Annotated in this window: 12 protein-coding genes and 1 pseudogene; 8 read left to right on the top strand and 5 right to left on the bottom strand. The window is 65.7% G+C overall.

Annotated features, from left to right (window positions below):
- Positions 1-164: 164 nt before the first annotated feature.
- The 3 genes and pseudogenes from K2F54_RS17845 to K2F54_RS17835 all read left to right on the top strand — a co-directional run.
- Positions 165-551, top strand: a pseudogene (locus K2F54_RS17845) (RHS repeat-associated core domain-containing protein); the annotation flags it as partial.
- 131 nt (positions 552-682) lie between these two features.
- Positions 683-895, top strand: coding sequence for a hypothetical protein (locus K2F54_RS17840; RefSeq protein WP_220607200.1), 213 nt, complete (start codon positions 683-685; stop codon positions 893-895).
- Between the two features lie 615 nt (positions 896-1,510).
- Positions 1,511-3,724 (top strand): RHS repeat-associated core domain-containing protein, encoded by a 2,214-nt coding sequence (locus K2F54_RS17835; protein WP_220607199.1) that lies wholly within the window; start codon positions 1,511-1,513, stop codon positions 3,722-3,724.
- 837 nt (positions 3,725-4,561) lie between these two features.
- On the opposite strand, the gene K2F54_RS17830 is transcribed toward K2F54_RS17835, so the two are convergent.
- Positions 4,562-4,717, bottom strand: a complete 156-nt coding sequence (locus K2F54_RS17830; RefSeq protein ID WP_220607198.1) for a hypothetical protein — start codon at positions 4,715-4,717, stop codon at positions 4,562-4,564.
- A gap of 33 nt (positions 4,718-4,750) precedes the next feature.
- A complete protein-coding gene (locus K2F54_RS17825; RefSeq protein ID WP_220607197.1) occupies positions 4,751-6,253 on the bottom strand; it encodes a PQQ-binding-like beta-propeller repeat protein in 1,503 nt (500 codons plus the stop codon).
- A gap of 190 nt (positions 6,254-6,443) precedes the next feature.
- Here K2F54_RS17825 and K2F54_RS17820 point away from each other — a divergent pair, with 190 nt between their 5' ends.
- The 3 genes from K2F54_RS17820 to K2F54_RS17810 all read left to right on the top strand — a co-directional run bounded on the left by K2F54_RS17820 (position 6,444) and on the right by K2F54_RS17810 (position 8,167).
- Entirely contained in the window at positions 6,444-6,896 is a 453-nt protein-coding gene (locus K2F54_RS17820) for an S-ribosylhomocysteine lyase (protein WP_220607207.1), read from the top strand.
- On the top strand, positions 6,893-7,627 hold the full coding sequence (gene mtnN, locus K2F54_RS17815) for a 5'-methylthioadenosine/S-adenosylhomocysteine nucleosidase (protein ID WP_308287732.1): 735 nt from the start codon (positions 6,893-6,895) through the stop codon (positions 7,625-7,627). Before K2F54_RS17820 ends, mtnN begins: the two co-directional genes overlap by 4 nt.
- A 105-nt stretch (positions 7,628-7,732) precedes the next feature.
- Entirely contained in the window at positions 7,733-8,167 is a 435-nt protein-coding gene (locus K2F54_RS17810) for a DUF2269 family protein (RefSeq protein ID WP_220607196.1), read from the top strand.
- 156 nt (positions 8,168-8,323) lie between these two features.
- On the opposite strand, the gene K2F54_RS17805 is transcribed toward K2F54_RS17810, so the two are convergent.
- Both K2F54_RS17805 and K2F54_RS17800 read right to left on the bottom strand, forming a co-directional pair.
- Positions 8,324-10,840, bottom strand: coding sequence for a glycoside hydrolase family 65 protein (locus K2F54_RS17805; protein ID WP_220607195.1), 2,517 nt, complete (start codon positions 10,838-10,840; stop codon positions 8,324-8,326).
- The gene (locus K2F54_RS17800; protein ID WP_255577276.1) at positions 10,837-11,640 is read right to left on the bottom strand and encodes an HAD family hydrolase; all 804 of its coding nucleotides are present in this window, start codon (positions 11,638-11,640) and stop codon (positions 10,837-10,839) included. Before K2F54_RS17800 ends, K2F54_RS17805 begins: the two co-directional genes overlap by 4 nt.
- A 339-nt stretch (positions 11,641-11,979) precedes the next feature.
- Here K2F54_RS17800 and K2F54_RS17795 point away from each other — a divergent pair, with 339 nt between their 5' ends.
- Both K2F54_RS17795 and fmdA read left to right on the top strand, forming a co-directional pair.
- A complete protein-coding gene (locus tag K2F54_RS17795; RefSeq protein ID WP_220607194.1) occupies positions 11,980-12,270 on the top strand; it encodes an FmdB family zinc ribbon protein in 291 nt (96 codons plus the stop codon).
- A 36-nt stretch (positions 12,271-12,306) separates the two neighbouring features.
- A complete protein-coding gene (gene fmdA, locus K2F54_RS17790; protein ID WP_220607193.1) occupies positions 12,307-13,563 on the top strand; it encodes a formamidase in 1,257 nt (418 codons plus the stop codon).
- 4 nt (positions 13,564-13,567) lie between these two features.
- On the opposite strand, the gene K2F54_RS17785 is transcribed toward fmdA, so the two are convergent.
- Positions 13,568-15,061 carry an MDR family MFS transporter gene (locus K2F54_RS17785; protein WP_220607192.1) on the bottom strand — a complete coding sequence of 498 codons (1,494 nt, stop codon included), beginning with the start codon at positions 15,059-15,061 and terminating at the stop codon, positions 13,568-13,570.
- Between the last annotated feature and the right edge of the window lie 159 nt (positions 15,062-15,220).

Genomic DNA, 15,220 nt, shown 5'->3' with positions numbered 1-15,220 from the left:
CTCCTTCTGCCGCGTGCCTATACACGCGGCGGAAGGAGCTAAGCAGATGGCCCCCAACAGCAATATTCAGTGGCCCCAGAGCACGCTACCGGCCACACCGCCCGGTGGCCCCCAAAGGCAATAACGGTGGCCCCCAGGCGCGCTAATACTCACGCGCCTCCGGGCTCGTGAAGTTCGGATTCCGCTGGTACAACCCGGTCACCGGTACCTGGACTCAGCAGGACACGCTGGATACGCCACTGGATCCGGGGAATGCTAACCGGTATGTGTTTGCGGGTGGCGATCCCATCAACAACTCTGATCCGAGCGGGCGAAACACGCTAAGCAACGTTCTGGGGGCATGTGCCCTGGGCGTAGTACAAAACCTCGCCATCGGATTTGGATTGGGTGCCTTGACAGCCGGTTCATCAATCGTCGTGGCCGCAGCAGCTGGTTGCGTCGTCGGAGCCGGGATCCAAATTATCAGTGAGGCGTATCCAGCCGCCGGCAATGGGTTAGGTTACATAAGCTTTCTGCTAGACATCGGTCAGGTCGGAAATGCGCTTCTCTGATGTTCCTGTATTTTGAAGACAATCCGCTCGCGACCATTCTGGCCCTTCTCGCGTTCATCCTCATATGCTTTCTCATCTACAAGGCCAGACGTCGTAGGTACAAATGAAACCCAAGAATGGGCGGTTAAACAGTGGACGACCCAATTATCTTCATAGTGGCAATCGTTGTCCTCATCGTAATTTTCGGGCAAGCGTACATCTGGTGGCGCGCTGTTGAAAAACGCAAGGCTGACGGCACGCTGGGGGATCGTCCACGCCTAACGCGCGGGGCCTGGATTGCGCTCGCAGGCGTGGCCGTGTTCCTCATTGTGATTTTGGTCGCGGCAGCACTGCTCAACGGCTGAGTCGGATAACGAGACGAGGTAGACACGGCCGCGGCCTTCCTGCGCTCAGACGGTCCACGGGATTTTCGGACTTTCGCCAAAGGATCGTCTATTTAGAGCGGATGCAGACTCGAAAAGTGGCCTATCGTTTCAAGGGGTCTTCGGGTCGATTCGAGTTCTGCAATCGACCCACAGTATGTAGTGCACGATGGATGAAAATCTGCGCGAACAGGAAAGGCCCCCGGGAAACCGGGGGCCTTTCGTCGTTCTCAGCGGTCGGAAGACGAGTTCCCGGCTCGGCGAAGCGCCTCGTGATGCAGGTGAGCGAATCGAGTGCCCCCTGGGGCGGCACCGGCAGATCCCGCATCAATGAGGTCGCAGTGGATGCCCGTTTTCTGCAATGCGCAATGACTGACCGACAGACCAAAGATCTCCGGTCTGATCGGTCGATTCCTGCCCCCTTTTCGGGTGCTAGCGAGGTTCTAGAGGCGAGCATAGGTTCCTGCCCGAGGGCGGCTTTCACAGCGCATCGGGATATTGATCGGTTCCACGGTGTCAGCTGCTTTCGAGTCCATAGCCGGGCATGGGCTAGGTCGGAGTGGTGTCTTTACTCGCGACCACATGATTGGGGCAGTTTTGTCTTTACTCACCGAACCATCCCGCCGCACAGGCAGGCGCTTCGCAGTTAAAACCGCGGTAGTCCTCAAAGCTGTCGACGCAGCGGGTCGGGAGAAATCGAAAACGTACACCGGCAACGCGGACACGCTCACGGCAACCGTCGGTGCGACCGGCGGCCCTGGCACAGGGACGACAACGGGAACGTACGGTGCCAACAGCGGGAACTCCCTCACGAAGGCACAGTCGCCTGGCGGGGCTGACTCTGAAGCGACCTACGGCACGACGACGAGCACCGCTTACCTGCCAGCCTCCACGACTGACTCCGCCGGCAACACCAGCTTGCGGACTTTCAACGGTGCCGGGAACCAACTCACGACCGCTGATGCTGCCGGAGCTACCGCGACCCTCACCTACAACGCGAACGGCACCGTTGCAACAGCGACAGCCCCCGGGAACGGAACTAACAAGACGGTCTACGCGTACAACGCCAACAAGCAGCTCTCGACGGTGACCCCGGTGACCGGCTCAAGCCTGGGCGTGAAGACCTACACCTACGACGCCTACGGGCGGATCGGATCGGCCACGGACGGCCGCGGGAACACCACTCAGTACACCTACGACAAAATCGATCGGCTCCTGACGACGGTCGCAGGCACCGCGACGGTGACCAACACCTACGACGCGGCGGGAAACCTGACCAAGTCCGTCAGCCCCACCGGGACGATCACGAACACGTTCGATCAGCTCAACCGGCAGTTGACGACTGCCAACACCGCCGGTGGGTCTGAAACCTACACCTACGACAAGGCCTCGAACGAGCTGAGTTCCACCGACTCGTTCGGAACCTACACCAACACGTACGACGCCTCCGGAGTCCTCACCAGCACCCAGTACCCCAAAGATGGTGCGTTCCAGACGACGCGGTATGCCACGGATGCGCAAGGGCGCCGTACCGACACCTGGTTGCAGTCCACCAACCCGGACAACTCGACCTACGCCGGCCACGAAGTCACCAGCTACGACACCTCCGGTCGCGTGAAGCAGCTGACGGCCACCACCAACGACAACTCCGGCACCTCTAGCGGTATCGATGTCGTGTTCGACATGGTCTATTGCTACAACACGGCATCAGCTGCACCAACCTGCGGCACGGGTGCCACGACAAACCGCGACAAACTGCAGTGGACCAAGAACAATGTCACCAACCAGGTCACGGCGTACAAGTACGACACGTCAGGCCGAGTGACTGAAGTCGCTCAATCAGGCGGCAGTGCCGGCAACAGCACTTTCAAGTTCACCTACGACGCCCGCGGTAACCGGCTCACTCAGATTGTCACCGGCTCAAACCCGTCCTCTCAGACGCTGACGTACAACGCGGCGAACCAGATCACGACCTCGGGGTACGCCTATGACGGAACGGGGAACCTCACGGCCACCCCGACGGCCTCGTACACGTATAACAGGTTCCAGCAGATGACGAGCGCAACCACCGGTGGAGTCGAGGCGACCTACACCTACGCTGGCGCCGACCAGAAAATGGTGCTGTCCGAAACAGTCCCCAACCTGACTTACAAACTGGGCTACGGAAAGAACGACGCCAACGGCAACCCGCAGGTCACCACCTACACCGTCAACGGTAACGGTGCACACGTCTACAGCGATCCGAGCACCGGCCAGGCACTCATGCTGACCACGTCCACCGGCGTCAACGGCATCTACGTCTGGGACGGCATCGGCAACCCTGTCGGCCTACTCGTCGACTTCTCGAGCAACGTGTTCAGCTACGAATACGACCCGTACGGCGCACAGGTACTCAGAGAAGGCGGAACCGGAAACGGCGCCGCACAGAACCCGTACGCCTTCAAAGCCGGCATCAATGACCGTGCTTCCGGGCTCGTCAAGTTCGGGTTCCGCTGGTACAACCCGGTGACCGGTACGTGGACCCAGCAGGACACGCTGGATAGTCCGCTGGATCCGGGGAATGGCAATCGGTACGCTTTCGCCGGCGGAGACCCCATAAACAGTTTCGATCCGACAGGCCGGGAGGTAACGACGTGCGGGGCGGTCGGCGCAATCACAGGTCTGGCAAGCTTCGCGCTGGGAACTGGTGCTTTTGCCTTATCGACCTTCGCCCTTCCTGTCGCTGCCGCAGCGCTGGGAGCTGGGGCCCTATTGTATGGGGGCGTGTCGGCTTCACTAGCAGTGTTCTATTTGGCAGGAGGAGAGTGTTAGGAGCAATCGCGGTACGCGATAGTCAGGACAGCAGGAGAGGAGAGAACGATAATGGGGTACGACGATAAAGACATTGCTCGAATCAAGGTCTCCTTTTTTGTTAGCCTGCTGGTGCTATCTCCGACGGTAATAATTGGAGGGATTGTGGCCTCCGCGTTGGGCGAGTCTTGGGGATGGGTCATTACCGTCCCGGGGGTCCTGTTCTTCCTAATTGCACTCCCGGGGTTTCTCTATTCGCGACGAGAATTGAGGAAGTATCAGTAGCGTCAAGCGTCGGGCCAAGCAATACAGATAGCTACCAGACAACAGATACGACCGCGTAGCTCCAAGCGAAAGGATTTCGAGACTTCGGCCAAAGGATTGGCTTGTCGATTGAGTCAATTGGCGTGCGGCTTCCTTTTGGTTCAAAGGACCAGGCGGTTCGTTTAGAGTTATGCAAACGACCCACAGTATGTAGTGCACGATGGATGAAAATCTGCGCGAACAGGAAAGGCCCCCGGGAAACCGGGGGCCTTTCGTCGTTCCTCGAGCTTGTTACCGCCGCCGCCGGTAAGTCGCGCGGCCCCTAGGGGCGGCTGACCTGGCGATTGGCCTGTAGCGCGTTGCAGGCCTACGACCCCATTCAATCCGAATCGAAGAACCCTACCGAACGCGATCGGACCCGTGGATCTGATGATGTCAAGTCCTGGCGAAGCGCACGCTCAACCCTCCGGAGCGGCGCGTAGCCGCTCATACGTACGCCCAATATTTCGCGCATACGCCCACTATTTCGCGCATATGCGCTGTCGAGCGTGTACGGAATCAAATAGTTCGCCCGCCCGATGCGCCGTGGGCTGACTAGTCCGCCGGGCCGCCGGAGACCGTGTCTTCCTCGGTTTCCGTGGTGCCGTCGGTCTGCGAGCCGTCCGGCAACTCCTCTTCCCTGGCCTTCTCGGCGTTGCTGATGTCGGTGGAACCGTCCGGGGTCTTCTGGTCGTTCGTGTCGGAGTTCATAAACCACTATAGGCAGCCGACAGCGGGGGTTCGCTAGTCCTCGAGCACGAATCCGAGCAGCTTGCCGGGGGTTCCGAGAACCCATACGCCGTCGTCGGCGTCGACCCCGACCATCCGTACCGCACCGGTGGAGAAGGTGTCGGTGGTGGTGCCACTCGCGTCGCACCCTTGGTAGTCGGAGCCGGTGGTGAATGGCGAAGTCTCGCTCTGGCCCGGGTAGGTCGCGAGCAACGGGTCGCGGGGCGTGGAGCAGGCGTAGGTGGAGTCTGTCGATGCCGTGGTGTGGTCGCCGGTGACGACGTTCACGACCACCGATTCGCCGTCGATGAGCATGACCTGCTCGGCCGAGAAGGAGGCGAAGCTGCTGTCGGTGTTGTCGCCGTTGAAGCGGTCTCCGCCGAGGGGAAGCGTCCACGCGATGTCGCCGGTGGCCTCGTCGACGCCGATGAGGTCAACGTCGAAACCCGTGCTGGTGCCCTCATAGCCCGACCCGTCGGCCTTCCTGGTGGCGGTCGAGGTGCCCGCCTTGTAGAGGCAGAGGGTGCGCGTGCCCTCGACGAGTTCGTCTTCGCGCACGCCGTTGTCACAGAAATCGGCTCCGTCGATGCTCCACACGGTCTCGCCCGTCTGCGGATCCAGGGCGACGACCCGGCGCTGGGTGGCATCCGTGGTGAACGAGTCGGTCTGGCGCGCCGCCGCGTCGACGACGTAGCCGGCACCGAGCATCAACTCGGCGGGATCCTCGTCGTCCCAGGCCCAACCGCCGTCGGAGGAGGCCCCGACGCCGAAGACGTCCTCGTAGGTGCGTTCCCACAGGGTCTGGCCGCCGGAGCTGGCGCCGAGAAGCTCGGTGCCGCCCGGTGCTCGCGAGTTGGTCGAATAGACCCGGTTGCCGAGCAGGCGAGCGGATGCCGGCAGCACGATGTCGCCATCCTGGCTGATCTCACCGCCACTGGCGGGGAAGCGGTAGCTCACGCTGCCGGCGTCGTAGGCGGACTGCTTGTAGCCGGTGAAGCAGACATCCTCGCCGTCGGCGCAGGTCGCCGGCCGGCTGGTGGCCCAGACCCGGTTGTCGGGCAGGGCGATCGGGGTTCCGGTGGCCAGGTCGGCCAGCACGATGTCCTGCCAGCCCTCCTCGTCGCCCGGGCGGAGGTAGACGGCGAGGTGCGTGTCGCCGTCCTCGACGATGCGCGCGGTCACCATGACACCGGGGGTGACCGCCCCGGTCACGGCGGTGTCTGCCCAGAGCTGCTCGCCCGTGGCCGCGTCCCAGGCCACGACCTGCAGGGTGCCGGAGGACGCCTTCGTGTACGCGAGGACCACGCCGTCCGCCGCGGCGGGCTGGCCGACCACGGACGCCTCGACGGTCCATGCCGGAGTTGCCTCGGTTTCGAGCTCCCGGACGGTGGCGTCGGTGTCAGTCTCGGTGGTCTCGGTGTTCCCGCCGGTCGGCGCGGCGGCATCCGCTGTGCAGCCGGTGAGTGTGAGCAGCAACGCCAGGGCCGTAATCGGCAACGCGGACGTGAGTCTGGACATGGTTTCCCCCGAATCCCCCCGGCGGACTCGCCAGGGTGCCAGTATGGCGCATCCGCCCGGGAAGGATGGGGAACAGTTGTGCGCTGCCGGGAGGGTCTGGGAGCGCGGCGGCTCGGCTGTTACTGTCGATTGGTCGCCTGAAACCGGGGGACACCACAGCTTTCAGGGAGATGACGTGAACCAGCCGCGCATGAACGTCGAGTCGTTCAACCTCGATCACCGCACCGTCGTGGCGCCCTACGTGCGCCTGGCCGATACCAAGCAGCTGCCGCAGGGCGACGTGATCGTGAAGTACGACGTGCGCTTCACCCAGCCGAACGCCGCGCACCTGGAGATGCCGGCGGTGCACTCGATCGAGCACCTCTTCGCCGAGCACTCCCGCAACCACTCCGAGCGGGTCATCGACTTCTCACCGATGGGCTGCCAGACCGGGTTCTACCTGATCCTGCAGGGCCAGCCCGAGGTCACCGAGGTGCTCGAGCTGATCGAGGCCACCATGACCGACATCCTCGCCGCCACCGAGGTGCCGGCGGCCAACGAGGTGCAGTGCGGCTGGGGCGCCAACCACTCGCTCACCGCCGCGCAGGAGGCGGTGTCGGTGTTCCTGGCCGGCCGCGCCGGCTGGGAAAACGTCACCGCGTGAGCGCCACGGAGCAGGCTGCGCTCGACGCGATTGTCGTAGTCGCGATGGCGGAGGAGGCCGCGCCGTTCCTGGCCGCGGCCACCGCTGCCGCTCTGCCGATCACCGTGGGCAAGGCCCTGCAGTACCGGCTGACCCTGGCCGGGCGTGAGGTGCTGCTCGTGCAGGGCGGCATCGGCCTGGTGAACGCGGCCGGGGCGACGACATCCGCCATTCTCGCCGCCCGTGCCGGCGACCCGGAGGCTGCGCCGCTGGTGATCAGCGCCGGGTCGGCCGGCGGGGTGGGCGTGGGTGTGCGCGTCGGCGAGGTGGTGATCGGCAGCGAATGCCTGAACAGCGACGCGGATGCCAGGCCCTTCGGCTACGCCCTCGGCCAGGTGCCCGGCATGCCGGCCCGGTACACCGGAGCGGACGCGGCCCTGGCCGCCGCCGAGGCGCCCAGCCGGATGCCGGACGGGAGCGCGCTGGTGGTGCAGCGCGGGCTGATGGTCTCCAACGACAAGTTCGTGGGCGCCGAGCTCGCCGAGAGCCTGCGCGAGCTGTTCCCCGGGGTGCTGTCGACCGATATGGAAACCGTGGGGATTGCGCAGACCTGCTTCGTCTACGGGGTGCCGTTTGTGGGCATCCGCGGTATCTCGGACCTGTGCGGGCCGGTGGGGGACCACCTCACCCACGTGGACGACGCCGCTGAGCGCTCGGCCGTGGTGGTGCTGGAGACCCTGCGCCGGCTCTAGGGCTGAGTCGCCGACCCGCGGCATCCGCCAACTGTTGCCCGCACGGGGCACAGTTGTGGCGCCGGACGGGGCGACCGTTCGGCGCATCCGTTCTAGGGTGTGCCTATGGGTACCCTGTTTGAACTTCTGCACATCGTCGCGGCCGTGTTCATCATCGGTCCGATGGCCATCCTGCCGATGACCGGGCTGCGCGCCCTGCGTGCCCGGGAGGCCGGCCCAATCACGGTGCTGGCGAAGTCGGTGAACATTTTCACGCTGCTCTCCCTGCTCGTGGCGCTGTTCGGCTTCGGCGCGTTGGGCATGAGCGAGCGCGCCTCGTTCGCGTCGACCTGGATCTGGCTGTCGATCGTGCTCTACGTGCTCGCGGTCGGGATCAATCTGTTCCTCGTGGTGCCGGCGCTCCGCGCCTCGGCCGAGGAGGTGACGGCGAACCCGTCGGGTGCCGCCCGGGTGGCCGGCTACCCACGCATCGCGGCCGGGTCCGGCATCGTCACCCTGCTGCTGGTGGGCGTGACCGTGCTGATGGTCTGGAAGCCCTAACCCTCGCAGCACCCGAGCGCGTCTTAGCCATGGTCGTGGAGCACAACTACGCGCCGGATCATAGACGGGGCCGCGTCGGCGGGGGCCGGAACCGCGACGGGCCGCGCCTCCGCTCGCTGGGCGAGAGGGGGCGCGGCCCGGTGCCGTGCGGGAACGCTAGTCGAGCGTGGGCATCTGCTCGGTAATGTGCGCGATCGTGGGGATCGACGAGGTGATCACCGTGCCGTCGGCGCGGCGGCTGCTCTCGATGAGCGCGGCCGTGGGCGCGCCGGGGTCGCGGGCGCCCTGGTGCGACAGTGGAACGGTCTCCGGCGTGCCGGCCGTGACGACGACCTGCAGGCCACGCACGGTCAGGCGCGCTTCGGTGCCCTCCTCGATGCTCAGGTGCACGCTGGTCTGGGTGATGGCCACCCGCAGCCGGCTGCCCTTGAGCGTGACGCGGAAGATCAGCTCGTCCCAGTCCTCCGGCAGGCGCGGGTCGAGGGTGATCCGGCCGCTGTGGTCGCGCAGTCCGCCGAAGCCCATCACCAGCGCGCTCCACACACCACCGGCGGATGCGACGTGCACACCGTCGGCCGCGTTGTGGTGCAGGTCGGCGAGGTCGACGAACAGCCCTGAGGTGAAGTACTTGAGCGCGAGCTCGTGGTAGCCCACCTCGGCGGCGATGATCGACTGCACGACGTCCGACAGCGTGGAGTCGCCCGTGGTCAGCGGGTCGTAGTAGTCGAAGTCGTTCCGTTTCTCTTCTGCCGTGAACTGGTCACCCTGCAACAAGAGCGCCAGCACCACGTCGGCCTGCTTGAGCACCTGGAAGCGGTAGATCACCAGCGGGTGGTAGTGCAGCAGCAGCGGGCGGTGTCCGGCCGGTGTCGCGGCGAGGTCCCAGCGTTCCTTCTCCAGGAACTGGGCGTCCTGCGGGTGGATGCCGAGGTTGTGGTCGAACGGGATGTGCATCGCCTCAGCGGCGAAGGACCACTCCATCACCTCGGCCTCGTCGAGCTTCAGGCGCGCGGCCATGGAGTCGAACGACGCGCGGTCGATCGAGTACAGCCGGCGCACGCTCTTCACCGCGGCACGCAGGTTGGAGCGCGCCATGATGTTCGTGTACAGGTTGTCGTTGACGACGGTGGTGTACTCGTCTGGCCCTGTCACGCCGTGGATGTGGAAGACATCGTGGCCGTTGCCGCGCCAGAACCCCAGGTCAGCCCACATTCGGGCTGTCTCCACCAGGATGTCGATGGCTTCGCGGGCGAGGAAGTCCTCGTCGCCGGTGGCCGCGACGTACTGGCTGAGCGCATAGGAGATGTCGGCGTCGATGTGATACTGGGCGGTGCCGGCGGCGTAGTACGCGCTGGACTCGAGGCCGTTGATGGTGCGCCACGGGAACAGTGCGCCGAGCTGATTGAGCTCGGCGGCGCGGGCACGGGCGTGGTCGAGCAGGCCGTGCCGGAACCGCAGGGCGTTGCGCGCCGCGTTCGGCGACGTGTAGGTGAGGAACGGCAGCACGTAGACCTCGGTGTCCCAGAAGTAGTGCCCGCCGTAACCGGAACCGGACACCCCCTTGGCCGAGACGCCCTGGCCGTCGGCGCGCATGGACGCCTGGGCGAGCTGGAAGAAGTTCCATCTGGTGGCCTGCTGGAGGGCGGGCTGGCCGGGCAATTCGACATCCGTGCGGGCCCAGAACGCGTCGAGCCAGTCACGCTGCTCCTGGATGATCGCGGCGACGCCGGACTCCTTGGCCCGGTCGAGGGTGCGGTCGCAACGGTCGGCGAGTTCGTGCGTGGGCACGCCGGCCGAGGTGTGGTAACTGAGCAGCTTGGTGACGCGGATGGGGTTGCCCATCTTGGCCTTCACCTTGTACACGTGCTTGGCCAGGTCGTCGCCGAGCTGCGAGGACTCGTGGAAGTCGTTGACGGTGTCGATCGAGTGATCGGACGCCGTGGCGATGGTCATGCCGGAGTTGGTGCAGCGGAAGCCGAGGATGTACCGGCCGTTGTTGGCGCGCTTGAACCGCGGCTGCAGCACCCGCTCGGTGAACGTCTCGGCGCGGCGCGGGTCCCAGTCGTTGGCCGACCCGGACTTGGGCCGGTCGTACTCGCCGATGCCGTCCTGACGGTTGAGGGTCTGGCTGGAGATGACGACGGAAGCGTCGGCGTCGAGCATGGTGACCTCGTACTCGAGCACGGCGAGGTGACGTTCGGTGAACGAGACCATGCGGCGCGAGCGGATGAGGACCTGCTTGCCCGACGGGGTGCGCCAGACCAGGGACCGCGACAACACGCCATCGGCGAAGTCGAGCCGGCGCTCGTAGCTGAGCAGTTCGGCGAGGGTGAGCACCAGCGGTTCATCGTCGACGTAGATGCGGATGATCTTCGCGTCGGGGGCGTTGACGATGGTCTGGCCGACCCGGGCGAAACCGAAGGCCTCTTCGGCGTGCCGGATGGGCCAGGTTTCGTGGAAACCGTTGATGAAGGTGCCGTGCACGTGGCCGTCACGGCCCTCGTCGACGTTGCCACGCAGGCCCAGGTAGCCGTTGCCGACCGCGAACAGGGTCTCGGTGCGGCCCATGTCGTCGCCGGAGAAATCGGTCTCGACCAGGGCCCACTCGTCGAGCGGGAACCGGCTGCGATCGAGCGGATCCGTGATGGCGGTGGTGAAGGTGTCTGTGGTCATGCGGGGACTCCGCTCGAGCTGGGGGAGGACAGTACGGTGCTGCCGATCAGCGGCAGGAGTTCGTCGAGGTCGGTGACGACGGTGTCGGCGCCGGCTTCGAACAGGACGTGCGCGCCCACGCCGCGATCGACGCCGAGCACCAGGCCGAAGTCGCCTGAACGGCCGGACTGGATGCCGGACTCGGCGTCTTCGATGACCACACACTGCGCGGCCGTGAGGCCGAGCAGCTCGGCACCGAACAGGTAGGTGTCAGGAGCAGGCTTGCCGGCGAGCTTCTCGGCACGGGCGCGCACGCCGTCGACGACGATCTCGAACCGGTCGCGCAGGCCGGCGGCGGTGAGCACCATCTCGCCGTTCAGCGAGCTGGTGACCACGGCGACCTTGAGGCCGGCAGCGACCACGGCGTCGAGGAACCGCAGCGAGCCAGGGTAGGCGCTCACGCCGTCTTCGGCGAGGGTCTCGTTGAAGGCCTTGTTCTTGCGGTTGCCGAGGCCGCAGACGGTCTCCAGCTCCGGCGCATCCGTGGGCTCGCCGTCTGGCAGGGAGAGACCGCGGGAGGCGAGCAGGGAACGCACGCCGTCGTAACGGGGCTTGCCGTCGATGTAGGCGAAGTAGTCGGCATCCGTGTACGGCTTGACGCCCTGGGCGTCGAGGAACGGGGTGAAGAGCCGTGACCACGCACTCATGTGCACCTCGGCGGTGGGGGTGAGCACACCGTCGAGGTCGAAGAGGATGCCGCGCGAGCTGAGGACCCGGTCACGGGTCTCGGCGGGAGAAAGGGGGGAGTGGGGGGAAGTCAATATGGTGCCCTGCTTGGTCGGTACGTACAAACGATGGCTTAATCCGGGTAGTCGAGCTTGTCACCTGCTCCGGTGATCACGAAATTTTCCGGTGCTGCCGACGGGTCGGGGCTGGGAGCTGTTGTGCGGTGCACATCGATCCTAAGACGTCGACCTGTCTTGCGTGGGGTCACAGTGTTAACGTTCTGTTGCCAATCCACCGCGGGCACTCGCGTACCAGGGACGACGATCGTCGTTGACTTCGCCTGACAGCCCGAATATGTTCGCGCTGAACCCGGTCGACGGCGCGTGGGCGCCGTCGCGAACACCGGGAGGCGACCGCGATGCAGGGGAGCACCCGTGCCGATCTACGAGTTCAGTTGCACCGGTTGCGACCGGTTCGAGCAGAACCACCCCATGGGCTCGGTGCCTGATCTCGTCGACTGCCCGGTCTGCGGCACCCCCGCACGCCGGATGATGAGCGCACCACACCTCTCGGCGGCAGGGTCGTCGGCCTACGGCCTGATCGAGAAGGCCGCCCGCAGCGCCGCCGAACCCGACGTGGTCGACTCGATCGGGCCCGGCCGCCGGGCCCGCCCCAGGCGGGCGGTCACCAGCAACCCACTGCACCGGATGCTTCCGCGTCCGTAATCCATCAATCGCGCCATCGAAAAAGAGGGGTCTCACATGCCAGAGCAACTGTTCCCGTTGGACTCGAGTCGGAAGTTCGAAAACCAGGAGAAGGTCGGGCACAATCGCTGGCACCCGGAGATTCCCCCGGTGGCCACCGTCAAGCCGGGCAGCTCCTTCCGGGTGGACTGTCGGGAGTGGTTCGACGGCGCGATCGTCAACGACGACTCGGCCGAGGACATCCTGAACGCCCCGCTGCTCACCGTGCACAAGCTCAGCGGCCCGTTCGCGGTGGAGGGCGCCAAGCCCGGCGACCTTCTGATCGTGGACATCCTGGACGTGGGACCCATCCCGCAGGAGGACTCCGGCCCCCTGGCGGGGCAGGGCTGGGGTTACACCGGCATCTTCTCTCGCAACAACGGCGGCGGGTTCCTCACCGAGCAGTTCCCGGATGCCTACAAGGCCATTTGGGACTTCACCGGCCAGACGGCCACGTCCAGGCACATCCCCGGCGTCTCGTTCACCGGGCTGATCCACCCCGGCCTGATGGGCACGGCGCCGTCAGCGGCGTTGCTCGCCAGTTGGAACAAGCGTGAGGGCGACCTGATTGCCACCGATCCGGGCCGGGTGCCACCGCTGGCGCTGCCGCCAGAAGCCGAACACGCTGTGCTGGGCAGTCTGCCAGCAGCGGAGTTCGCCCGGGTGGCCGGTGAAGCCGCCCGCACCGCCCCGCCGCGGGAAAACGGTGGTAACCAGGACATCAAGAACCTGTCCAAGGGCAGCAGGGTCTTCTACCCGGTGTTCGTCGATGGCGCGAACCTGTCGCTGGGCGACCTGCATTTCTCCCAGGGCGACGGGGAGATCACCTTCTGCGGGGCGATCGAGATGGGCGGCTTCATCGACCTGCGGGTGGACATCATCCGCGGCGGCATGGAGACCTACGGGGTGGGCGAGAACGCGATCTTCCTGCCCGGCACCGTCGACCCGCGGTTCAGCCAGTGGCTGGCCTTCTCCGGCACCTCGGTGACCCTGGACGGGGAACAGAGGTACCTGGACTCGCACCTGTCCTACCAGCGGGCCTGCCTGCACGCGATCGACTACCTGACCACGTTCGGTTACAGCCCGGAGCAGGCCTACCTGCTGCTCGGGGCCGCGCCCATCGAGGGCCGGTTGTCTGGGGTGGTGGACATCCCCAACTCGTGTTCGACCGTCTACATCCCCACGGCCATCTTCGACTTCGACGTGCGCCCGTCTGCGGCAGGGCCGTTCCAGGTCGACCGGGGGATCGGGGCGCCCCGGGCGGCCAATCGGTGAGCGCTCAGTGCGCCATCATCGGGGCGTCGTGGCCGTCGGTGACCGTCACGGCGGGCTTGCGGATGAAGAACGCCAGCGGGATCGCGAACAGCGAGATGATCGCGCCGTAGAAGAACGCGCTCTGGATGCCCGCGCCGGTGGCGGCGATCTCGTCGACCCCGTCGATCATCTGGGTCGCAGCGGTGGCGGACATCACCGTGATGAACAGGGCCGTGCCCGCGGCGCCCGCCAGCTGCTGCACGGTGCCGACCACGGCGCTGCCGTGCGAGTACAGCTTGGGCGGCAGTGCGCCCAGCGCCGACGTGAACAGCGGGGTGAACAGGAACGCCAGCCCGAAACTCAGGGCCACGTGGGCCACGAGCACGTACCAGAACGGCGTGGTCGCGCTGAGCATGGTGAGGAACCAGAACGCGCCGCTGACGATGATGGCGCCGGGCACCAGGAGCACGGTGGGCCCGAACCTGTCGAAGAACCGACCGACGAACGGGGCGAGCAGGCCCATGGTGAGGCCGCCGGGCAGAAGCAGCAGGCCGGTGACGAGCGCATCCAGGCCGAGCACGGTCTGCATGTAGATCGGGAGCAGGATGAGGGTGCCGAACAGCGCCATCATGCTCACACCGAGCATGACGATGGAGAAGGTGAAGGTGCGCGAGGCAAAGGTGCGCAGATCGAGCAGGGCCCGGTCGGTGCGCTGCAGGGTGATCTGGCGCCAGACGAACAGGGCGATCGCGACCAGACCGATGGCCAGCGGCACGAGGCCGGCCGCGGCGCTGCCGGTGGCGGATTCGCCCAGGTTGCTCAGCCCGTAAACGAGACCGCCGAAGCCGAACGCGGAGAGGATGACCGACAACACGTCGAGCGGTGCCTTGCGCGGGGTGGTGACGTTCTTGATCCGGGCGGCGCCGAGGGCCAGGGCGCCGAGGGCGATCGGCAGCACGAGGATGAACATCCACCGCCAGTCGAGCACGCTGAGGATGAGGCCGGAGATGGTGGGGCCGATCGCCGGGGCGACCGAGATGACGATGGAGATGTTGCCCATGGTCTTGCCGCGGGCGGCCGGTGCGACGAGGGTCATCACGGTGGTCATCAGCAGGGGCATCATGATGGCCGTGCCCATGGCCTGCACCACCCGGCCGACGATCAGCACCTCGAAGCCCGGTGCGATGGCGGCGATGAGGGTGCCGAGGCTGAACAGGGTCATCGCGGCCAGGAAGACCGGGCGGGTGTTGAACCGCTGCAGCAGGAAGCCGGTGATGGGGATGACCACGGCCATGGTGAGCATGAACGCGGTGGTCAGCCACTGGGCGGCGCTGGCCGTGATGTTCAGGTCGGCCATGAGCTGGGGGAGGGCGACACCCATGATGGTCTCGTTGAGGATGACGACGAAAGCGGACACCAGCAGCAGCGAGATGACGAGTTTCGTTCCCGCGGCATCCGGGGTGTTGCCGACACGGTCGGACGAGGGGGCGGGGCTGGTGGTGACGGCGGAGTCGGTCATCGGGGTCCTAACGGAACGGGCTCAGGTGCGACCCCAGTGTGAGGTACCCCTGTGTCAACCAGATTGCGCCGGATATGTTCCCGAATCGGACATTTGCGTCCGGCGTACCGGACGCACCTGTCCGCACGGGGAACAGTCGGGGTCTTCTAGACTCGGGGA

This window comes from Cryobacterium inferilacus (genome assembly GCF_019599185.1).
Classification (GTDB): Bacteria; Actinomycetota; Actinomycetes; order Actinomycetales; family Microbacteriaceae; genus Cryobacterium; species Cryobacterium inferilacus.
Note: the sequence above shows the minus strand (reverse complement) of the source record. Positions and strands in the feature narration are given on the sequence as shown.

Bases quoted from the DNA above. Each gene is read 5' to 3' on its own strand.
- K2F54_RS17830 (WP_220607198.1), bottom strand. From the start codon at position 4,717: ATGAACTCCGACACGAACGACCAGAAGACCCCGGACGGTTCCACCGAC.
- K2F54_RS17825 (WP_220607197.1), bottom strand. From the start codon at position 6,253: ATGTCCAGACTCACGTCCGCGTTGCCGATTACGGCCCTGGCGTTGCTG.
- K2F54_RS17820 (WP_220607207.1), top strand. From the start codon at position 6,444: ATGAACGTCGAGTCGTTCAACCTCGATCACCGCACCGTCGTGGCGCCC.
- K2F54_RS17810 (WP_220607196.1), top strand. From the start codon at position 7,733: ATGGGTACCCTGTTTGAACTTCTGCACATCGTCGCGGCCGTGTTCATC.
- K2F54_RS17805 (WP_220607195.1), bottom strand. From the start codon at position 10,840: ATGACCACAGACACCTTCACCACCGCCATCACGGATCCGCTCGATCGC.
- fmdA (WP_220607193.1), top strand. From the start codon at position 12,307: ATGCCAGAGCAACTGTTCCCGTTGGACTCGAGTCGGAAGTTCGAAAAC.
- K2F54_RS17785 (WP_220607192.1), bottom strand. From the start codon at position 15,061: ATGACCGACTCCGCCGTCACCACCAGCCCCGCCCCCTCGTCCGACCGT.